At 71.6% G+C, this 8415-nt stretch carries 8 protein-coding genes; 6 read left to right on the top strand and 2 right to left on the bottom strand.

The window, feature by feature from the left end; translation table 11 throughout:
- A partial coding sequence (locus ACRX5S_RS15845) for an inositol monophosphatase family protein (RefSeq protein ID WP_436773551.1) occupies window positions 1-589 on the top strand: 589 nt, incomplete at its 5' end.
- 215 nt (window positions 590-804) lie between these two features.
- Complete coding sequence (locus tag ACRX5S_RS15840) at window positions 805-1206, top strand: CBS domain-containing protein (RefSeq protein ID WP_436773550.1); 402 nt, start codon at window positions 805-807, stop codon at window positions 1204-1206.
- Between the two features lie 153 nt (window positions 1207-1359).
- Here ACRX5S_RS15840 and ACRX5S_RS15835 read toward each other — a convergent pair whose 3' ends face one another.
- A complete protein-coding gene (locus ACRX5S_RS15835) occupies window positions 1360-2823 on the bottom strand; it encodes a catalase (protein ID WP_436773549.1) in 1464 nt (487 codons plus the stop codon).
- Between the two features lie 137 nt (window positions 2824-2960).
- Here ACRX5S_RS15835 and ACRX5S_RS15830 point away from each other — a divergent pair, with 137 nt between their 5' ends.
- Window positions 2961-3377 (top strand): Fur family transcriptional regulator, encoded by a 417-nt coding sequence (locus tag ACRX5S_RS15830; RefSeq protein ID WP_436773548.1) that lies wholly within the window; start codon window positions 2961-2963, stop codon window positions 3375-3377.
- Between the two features lie 80 nt (window positions 3378-3457).
- On the opposite strand, the gene ACRX5S_RS15825 is transcribed toward ACRX5S_RS15830, so the two are convergent.
- On the bottom strand, window positions 3458-4792 hold the full coding sequence (locus ACRX5S_RS15825) for a hypothetical protein (RefSeq protein ID WP_436773547.1): 1335 nt from the start codon (window positions 4790-4792) through the stop codon (window positions 3458-3460).
- Window positions 4793-5094: 302 nt separating this feature from the next.
- Here ACRX5S_RS15825 and ACRX5S_RS15820 point away from each other — a divergent pair, with 302 nt between their 5' ends.
- The 3 genes from ACRX5S_RS15820 to ACRX5S_RS15810 all read left to right on the top strand — a co-directional run bounded on the left by ACRX5S_RS15820 (window position 5095) and on the right by ACRX5S_RS15810 (window position 8193).
- Window positions 5095-5913 (top strand): ABC transporter ATP-binding protein, encoded by an 819-nt coding sequence (locus tag ACRX5S_RS15820; RefSeq protein WP_436773546.1) that lies wholly within the window; start codon window positions 5095-5097, stop codon window positions 5911-5913.
- 152 nt (window positions 5914-6065) lie between these two features.
- Window positions 6066-6905, top strand: a complete 840-nt coding sequence (locus ACRX5S_RS15815) for an ABC transporter permease (RefSeq protein ID WP_436773647.1) — start codon at window positions 6066-6068, stop codon at window positions 6903-6905.
- Window positions 6906-7044: 139 nt separating this feature from the next.
- A complete protein-coding gene (locus ACRX5S_RS15810) occupies window positions 7045-8193 on the top strand; it encodes an ABC transporter substrate-binding protein (RefSeq protein ID WP_436773545.1) in 1149 nt (382 codons plus the stop codon).
- Window positions 8194-8415: the final 222 nt, after the last annotated feature.

The following is an 8415-nucleotide window of genomic DNA, read 5'->3' as shown; positions in this document are numbered from 1 at the left end:
CCCCCCCCCCCCCCCCCCCCCCCCCCCCCCCCCGCGCCGCTGGGTGATCGACCCCATCGACGGCACCAAGAACTTCGTGCGCGGCGTGCCCGTCTGGGCCACGCTGATCGCGCTGATGGACGGCGACGAGGTCGTCGTCGGCCTGGTGTCCGCCCCCGCGCTCGGGCGTCGCTGGTGGGCGTCCAAGGGCGCCGGGGCGTTCACCGGCCGCAGTCTGTCGCAGGCGTCGCGGATCCGGGTCTCGGGGATCGAGCGGATCGAGGACGCGTCGTTCGCGTACTCCAGCCTCGGCGGCTGGGAGGACCGGGGCGCGCTGGACGGGATGCTGGACCTGACCCGCGCGGTGTGGCGGAGTCGGGCGTACGGCGACTTCTGGTCGTACATGCTCGTGGCCGAGGGCGCGGTGGACATCTGCGCCGAGCCGGAGGTCAACCTCTGGGACCTGGCCGCGCTGTCGGTCATCGTCACCGAGGCCGGCGGGCGGTTCACGTCGCTGGACGGGGTGCCGGGTCCGGCCGAGGGCCACGCCGCGGCGTCCAACGGCCTGCTGCACGAGGATCTGCTCGGGTACCTCAACCAGCGCGTCTGATCCAGTTCTGACCGGACGGCGCCGGTAACCGGGCGGACACCGCCCGCGCACGGCACGCGCGCGAACGCGAAGCAAGAAATTCTCGGTAAATCCCGACAAAGCTTTCGTCAGTCGGCAGGGCCGTGTGACTATGAGCATGAGGCGCTTGTGAACTTGTGAATTCATTCTCAAGTGGCGCCGACCCGGCCCGACCCCCTAACCGGAGGTGGTGCGTCATGCTCGTCCGCGACGGCATGAGCACGGTCGTCCTGACCATCGGCCCGACCCACACCCTGCGCGCCGCCGCGCGGCTCATGGCCGCCCGGCAGATCGGCGCCGCCGTAGTCATCGATCCCGACACCAGTGGGATCGGCATCCTCACCGAGCGGGACATCCTCGTGTCGCTCGGCTCGAACCAGGACCCGGACCACGAGATCGCCGGGGACCACCTGACCTCGAACGTCGTCTTCGCCACCCCCCACTGGACGCTCGCCGACGCCGCCGCCGCCATGACGCGCGGCAACTTCCGCCACCTCGTGGTCCTCGACCGCGAGGACGTCGTGGGCATGATCTCGGTCCGCGACATCGTCCGCTGCACCATTCAGGAACAGGCGCGGGCCACGGAACTCGTGGGATAGCGGCGGTGTCCGGCCGGGCTGCGGACAGCCCGGCCGGACACCGGAGTTGACGCCACGTCAGGGCGGTCTGTTCACCTGCCCGGACGTAGCGGGCCTGTTGCGCGTCCGCGAACTCCCGCTACCCGGCGGGAACGCGCCGACACATGGAGCCGGTCAGGCGCGAAGTGCCTTGACCGCGGCCTCCAGACGGTCGCCGTACTCGGCGTCGGCGGCGCGGAAGTTGCCGATCGCACGTGCCACGATGTCGTCGCGCGAGACCTGGGCGAGCCCGCCCGCGAGGCCCTCGACGAGACGCGCCCGCTCGTCCTCCGACATGAGCCGGTAGAGGTTGCCGGCCTGGACGAAGTCGTCGTCCTCGGCGTGCGACGGGGCCGCGTGCGTGCCGGTCGCGCCGGACACCTCGGTCGGCGCCCACAGCGGCCGACCGGTCTCGTACGGGCCGCCGAAGCTGTTCGGCTCGTAGTTCTTCGCCCGGCCGCCCGCGTTCGCCGCCATCGCGCCGTCCCGGCCGTGGTTGTGCGCCACCGTCGCGTGCGGCGCGTTCACCGCGAGCTGCGTGTGGTTGACGCCGAGCCGGTAACGGTGCGCGTCGGCGTACGCGAACAGGCGTCCCTGGAGCATCTTGTCGGGCGAGGGACCGATCCCCGGCACGAAGTTGGCGGGGCTGAACGCGGCCTGCTCGACCTCGGCGAAGACGTTCTCCGGGTTGCGGTCGAGCACGAGGCGACCGACCTCGATGAGCGGGTAGTCCGCGTGCGGCCAGACCTTGGTCAGGTCGAAGGGGTTGAAGCGGTACGCGGCCGCCTCCTCTACCGGCATCACCTGCACCTTGAGCGTCCACGACGGGAAGCGCCCGGCGTCGATCGCCTCGCGCAGGTCGCGCTGGTGCGAGTCGGGGTCGACGCCCGCGATGGCGGCGGCCTCGTCGGCGGTCAGGTTGCGGATGCCCTGGTCGGTCTTGAAGTGGTACTTGACCCAGAACGCCGCGCCGTCCGCGTTGACCCACTGGTAGGTGTGCGACGAGAAGCCGTCCATGTGCCGGTACGACGCCGGGATGCCGCGGTCCCCGAACAGCCACGTCACCTGGTGCGTGACCTCCGGCGAGAGCGACCAGAAGTCCCAGACGTTGTCGGCCTCCTGGATGCCCGTGTAGGGATCGCGCTTCTGCGTGTGGATGAAGTCCGGGAACTTGGACGGGTCCTTGATGAAGAACACCGGGGTGTTGTTCCCGACCAGGTCGTAATTCCCCTGCTGTGTATAGAACTTCAGAGCGAAGCCGCGGGGGTCGCGCACCGCGTCGGCCGCGCCCAGGTTGCCCGCGACCGTGGAGAAGCGGGCGAACACCTCGGTGCGGCGCCCCGGTTCGGCCAGGAAGTGAGCCTTGGTGAAGCGGCTGACGTCCGCGGTGACCTCGAAGTGGCCGTACGCGCCCGACCCGCGCGCATGGACCACCCGCTCCGGGATGCGCTCGCGGTTGAACCGGGCCAGCTTCTCGAACAGGTACTGGTCCTGGACCAGGAGCGGACCGCCCGGTCCGGCCGTCGCGGTGTTCTGGTTGTCGGCGATGGGAGCGCCCGACTCGGTGGTGAGGACGGCGCGCGGAGTGCTGTCGGACATGGTTCGTTCTCCCCTTCGGACCCCGGGACGTCCCGCCCCGGCCTTGCGAGTGACCCCAACCTAGGTCCGAACTTAGAACTTGTCTAGTTCTGAATTTGGACTAGTTCCAATCTTGGGGCGGGTGTACTCTCTCCTGCATGAGCGACCTTCTGGAGCGGCTCCGCGACCGGGGATGGCGGCTCACCGCGCAGCGCCGCGTCGTGGCCGAGGTCCTGAACGGCGAGCACGTGCACCTCACGGCGGACGAGGTCCACTCGCGCGCCGGCGCGCTGCTGCCGGAGATCAGCCGCGCCACCGTCTACAACACGCTCGGCGAGCTGGTCGCCCTCGGCGAGGTCCTGGAAGTCACCACCGACGGCCGCGCCAAGCGCTACGACCCGAACGCGCGCCGGGCCCACCACCACCTCGTGTGCACGCGCTGCCACACGATCCGGGACGTCCCGGCCGATCCGCGGACCGCGGACCTACCCGCCGAATCGGGCTTCGGCTTCGCGATCTCCGGGGTGGAGATCACCTACCGCGGACTCTGCCCGGACTGCCAGAACGCGTCCTGACGGCGGACGACGGCCCGCCGGCCTCCGCACCGCCGCGCCCTGCCGGCCCGCCCCGGCTCACCCCGCCGCGCCGCCCCGGCTCACCGCGCGTCGTGCCGCCCGCCCTGCGGGCCCGGCAGCCACGCCTTCGTCAGCAGCACCGCCCCCGCCCGCGCCGCCCGGCGCTGCGCCTGATGGTCGGTGTCGAACCGGTCGTGCAGTTCGGCCAGGTCCTCTTCGCCGCCGCACTCCCCGAGACCGATGAGCAGGCCCGGCACCATGCCGGCCGCGGGCGGCAGTTCGAGGAGCTGACGGTACGCGGCGGCCGGGTCGGTGCCGCCCGCGACGAGCCTGCGGCGGGCGGCGGCCCGGACGTTCGGCGAACGGTCGGCGAGCGCGCCCGCAAGCGGGAACGGGTCGCTGAACGGCGGCAGCGCCTCGACCGCCCGCTCGCGGATCAGCGGGTCGGCAACCTTCAGCAGCGCCAAGGCCGTTCGGTCGCGGTGCCGCCCTCGGGCGCGGCGCAGCAGCTCGTGGCCCGCGGCCGAGCGGCAGGAGTGGTCGGGGTCGCGCAACGCGGTGCGCAGCAGTGCGCGTTCGTCGGCGATGCCCAGCACGCGCGACAGTTCGTGTCCGAAGCGGCGCAACTGCGGTGTACCGGATGCGGCGAGGTCGCGCGCGTGGCCGTGCCGCCGCGTCGGCAAATGCTCGGCGCGGTAGGCGTCGCGGTAGACCTCGAAGATCCCCTCGGACCGCCGCCGCCCGCGGCGCGCGTCCAGGATCGGCACCACCGCGGCCGCCTCGTCGGGCTCCAGGCGCCACATCAGCCCGACCCGGGCGCGGTGCCGGACCGCCTCGGCCCAGTCGTCGGTGCGCAGCGCGAGCATCGCGGCGGGCAGCGGCCCGGGGATCCCGGCGAGGCGCACCACCGCCTCCTCGCGCAGGCCGCCGTTCTCGTCCATGCTCAGCAGCGCCGCAACCGCGGGATGGCCGTCGGACGCGCGCAACAGGGCGCGGCGCGCCTTGACCCCACCGAAGGCCCCGACGGCGCCGGACGGCCTTGACACGCAGTCCAGTTCGACGAGCAGGGCGGGGGGCAGACCGACCAGTATTTCGGCCACGGCGTCGCGGTCCTTCGCGTCGCCCGCGACCGCCTCGCGCAGCGCGGCGAGCAGGTCGCGGACCTCGCCGCGGGGGTGTCCGACGGCGGCCAGGGCTCCCGCGACGGCATGGGCGACTTGTCCGCGTTCGCCCGGTGCGGAGCCCTCGGGTGCGGGTCCGGCGGGGGCGGCCGCGAGCGGGTCGTACGACGACACCCCGCGTGCGGACCGCGCAGGTGCGGGCACGGTACGTGATCTCGCACCGCGCGTGCCGCGTGCCTTCTGCCCGCTTCCCCGCACCGCGAACACCTCCCAGTCCAGTCCCGTTTCGGGCATCGGCGCCCATGTCGGCCGCCGTGCACGAGCCAACTTGCGCGGACCGGCCCGCGCAGATCGACCTGCCGGCGATTCCCGATTCCCCAGCCCCCCAGCCTGCCGCACGTCGGCGAACTCCGCACTCACCACCCTCCACGCGCGTCGTCCCATAGTGCATTTGTCGACCAAACGCTGTTTTCTCTTGCCGAACCTGACGACCCGTCATATCGTCACGCCGGTCGGCCGCCCTGATCACTTTCACATCTCGAAAACGGGTCGCGGCCGGCTGAAAACCGCCGGCGCAGGTTCGGGAGTGGATGCACGTGACCGAGACAGCACCGGACGCGACTGCGCGGGACGCGGGCGCGGCTCCGGACGCAAAAATCCACGCGGTGGGCGTGGAACGCCACTTCGGACGCGGGGCCAAGCGGGTGGACGCCCTCGGCCCGCTCGATCTGGACATCCCCACAGGGGAGTTCTGCTGCATCGTCGGCCCGTCCGGGTGCGGCAAGTCGACGTTCCTGCGCATCGTCGCGGGACTGATCAAGCCGACCGCGGGCCGCGTCGAGATCGCCGCGCGGTCCACGCACCCCGCCGCGATGGTCTTCCAGGACTACGGCATCAGCCCCTGGAAGTCGGTCCTGGCGAACGTCCGGTTCGGCCTCGACATCCAGCACGTGCCGCGCAAGGAGGCGGACGCGCGGGCCCGCGACTGGCTCGGCCGGCTCGGCCTGGCGGACTTCGCCGACGCCTACCCGGCCGCGCTCTCCGGCGGCATGCGGCAGCGCGTGTCGATCGCCCGGGCGCTCGCCGTCGAACCCGAAATCCTTTTGATGGACGAGCCGTTCGCGGCACTCGACGCGCAACTCCGGACGATCCTCCAGGACGAGCTGCTGGAGATCGTGCAGGCCGACCAGCGCACCGTGCTGTTCGTGACGCACAGCCTCGAAGAGGCGCTGCTGCTCGGCGACCGCGTCCTGGTGATGTCCTCGCGGCCCGGGCGCGTGATCGCCGAGCGTGTCCCGCCGTTCCCGAGACCGCGTACGGGCGCCGTCCGTACCTCCCCCGAATTCGCCGAGATGCAGGCCGAGTTGTGGTCGCTGCTGCGCGGCGAGGTCGAGACCGCCGGAGCGAAGAAATGAGCGACAGGCCCCCCACACCGGCCACCGAGGACACCGAAGGCGCCACGGGTGCCGCCGACGCCGTGCAGGGCGCACCGGCGCGCCTCCCCTCCCCCAAGTCCGCCGCCCACGACGCGGGTTCCGCGTCCAAGGGCGGCCCCGGCGGCACCGACATGGTCCTGGTCCGCGAGCCCGGGCAGGCCGAGGTCGACCCTGGCAAGGCCCGCGCCCGCCGCCGCGTCCTTGAGGTCGCGCTCGGCATCGCGGTGCCGCTCGTCCTCATCCTGTGGTGGCAACTGGCGGTCCAGCAGAAGTGGATCGACTCGCGCATCTACCCCGCGCCGCAGACGATCATCGAGGACGGCTGGCAGCGGCTGGTCGACGGCAAGCTGTGGCCGGACATCTGGGCGACCCTCAAGCGCGTCGTCCCCGGCTTCCTGCTCGGCTCGCTGGCCGGCTACGCCGTCGGCCTGCTGACCGGCTCGATGCCGCTGGTCCGCGCCGCCCTGGAACCGATGCTGGACGCGCTCTATGTCGTCCCCAAGCTCGCCCTGCTGCCCATCTTCCTGCTCATGTTCGGGCTCGGCGAGACGCCGCAGATCGTGCTCATCGCGGTCACCGTGTTCTTCCTGATCTGGATCCAGACGATGGCCGCGGTGCTGGCCGTGCCGGAGGGCTACCGCGAGGCCGCAACCGTGTTCGGGGCAGGCCGGTGGCAGATGTACCGGCACATCCTCATCCCGGCCTCACTGCCGCCGGTCGTCGTCGGCCTGCGCCTCGCCTCCGGGGTGGCGGTACTGGTCGTCGTCGCCGCGGAGGGCCTGGCGTCGCCGAACAACGACGGTCTCGGCTATTTGATCTTCAACGCCAAGACCATCTTCGACAACCGCGCGATGTACGTCGGCATCATCGTCGTCGCCATCGTCGGCGTGCTGTTCTCCGAACTCGTCCGATTCATCGGCCGCATGCTGACCCCGTGGGCCCCCGAACACCGAGGCCCCGGCGGCGCCTGACCGGCCCCGCCGCCCGGATCCGCCCGGCCGCCCCGGGCCGTCCGCGGGCTGTGTGCGCAGCCCCGGGACGCCCGCGGGGCCGCCTGGTCCGGCCCTCGGCCATGTCCCGACCATCCGTCCCGTCCCCCGGAGGAATCCCATGGCACGTCGCCGCGCCGGCCTGGCGTCGGTCCTGTTCGTGTGCACCGCCCTGCTCGCCACCTCGTGTGTGTCGTCCGACGATGAAACGGACGGCGCGGCGAAGTCCGCGCCGACGCCGAACACTCCGGTGGCGGCGGTGGCCGGCTGCGAGAACGGCTGGACCGACCCCGCCGACCTGTCCCCCACCCGCAAACCCGCGCGCTGCGCGCCCAACACGCCCGCGCCGAAGCCGCTGGCCGCCAAGACCAAGATCACGGTGACCGCCGGGGCCTTGTCCGCGGAGTACCTGGGCCCGCTGCGGATGGCCATCGCCAAGGGCGAGTTCCTGAAGGAGAACCTGGAGGTCGAGCTCAAGCAGATGCCGTCCTCCGACGCCAACACCCTGCTCGCGAAGGGCGAGTTGGACGCCGTGTACTCGGCGCCCGAGGCCGGCATGGTCAACGCGGCCAAGCAGGGCTTCAACATCAAGTGGGTGCTCGGCAACTACTCGTCCGACCCGGCGTCCAAGTCGGGCGTGTGGGCACGTGTCAAGGACGGGCAGGACCCGGCGACGATCGACCTGAAGGGCACCCGCTTCGCGTCCCTGGTCGGCAAGACCTCGATCATCATGTACCCGATCGAGACGGTGCTGACGAAGCACAACACCAAGGTCACGGACATCGACTTCAAGCAGCTCGACGCACAGGGCGTCGGGCAGGCACTGGAGAACGGCGGCGTCGACGCCGCGTGGCTGCTCGACCCGGTGTGGAAGCAGTTCGAGAACAAGCCGGGGTACGCGTTCCTCGGCGGCCAGCCCGCGGGCGAACCGCTCGGCGGCATGTTGTACGGCCCGAACCTGCTGGAGAAGAACCGCGAGGCCGGAACCGCCTTCGCACGGGCGCTGATCCGTACGGTCAACACCTACTTCGCCGGGGACTACAAGTCCGACCCGGCGTTCGTCCAGGAGTTGGCCACGGTCCTGGGCAGCAAGCCCGAACTGCTGTCGGCCATCCCGTCGTTGATCACCGACTGGGAGATCCGGCAGGGGACGACGGACAGGGCACAGAAGATGTTCGTCGAGGGCAAGGTCGTCGAGGCCCCGGCGCTCACCGAGGACAAGTTGATCGACCGGTCGTTCTATGCGGAGGCCGTGGGGCACACGCAGTAAGCGGCTTTTGGAGCCGGGGCTGGTCCGTGGCGTCGCGGGGCGTGTCCCCGGTCCAGCAGGACGTGTTCGTGGGTTCGCGAGACGCATCCGCAGTCTCGCGGGCCGCGTCCACGGACTCGCCGGACGTGTACGCGGGTTCGCCGGACGTGTCCGTGGGTTCGACGCACCCTTCAGCCCCCGCAGTTCGCCATCTCGCGCGGCGCCGCTCTTTCGGGAGCGGCG

Source organism: Yinghuangia sp. YIM S09857 (genome assembly GCF_051388915.1).
Lineage (GTDB): Bacteria > Actinomycetota > Actinomycetes > Streptomycetales > Streptomycetaceae > Yinghuangia.
Note: the sequence above shows the minus strand (reverse complement) of the source record. Positions and strands in the feature narration are given on the sequence as shown.

What these genes read in the sequence shown, in the direction of transcription:
- ACRX5S_RS15815 (WP_436773647.1), top strand. Translation starts at nt 6,066, where the DNA reads ATGGTCCTGGTCCGCGAGCCCGGGCAGGCCGAGGTCGACCCTGGCAAG.
- ACRX5S_RS15825 (WP_436773547.1), bottom strand. Translation starts at nt 4,792, where the DNA reads ATGCCCGAAACGGGACTGGACTGGGAGGTGTTCGCGGTGCGGGGAAGC.
- ACRX5S_RS15810 (WP_436773545.1), top strand. Translation starts at nt 7,045, where the DNA reads ATGGCACGTCGCCGCGCCGGCCTGGCGTCGGTCCTGTTCGTGTGCACC.
- ACRX5S_RS15835 (WP_436773549.1), bottom strand. Translation starts at nt 2,823, where the DNA reads ATGTCCGACAGCACTCCGCGCGCCGTCCTCACCACCGAGTCGGGCGCT.
- ACRX5S_RS15840 (WP_436773550.1), top strand. Translation starts at nt 805, where the DNA reads ATGCTCGTCCGCGACGGCATGAGCACGGTCGTCCTGACCATCGGCCCG.
- ACRX5S_RS15830 (WP_436773548.1), top strand. Translation starts at nt 2,961, where the DNA reads ATGAGCGACCTTCTGGAGCGGCTCCGCGACCGGGGATGGCGGCTCACC.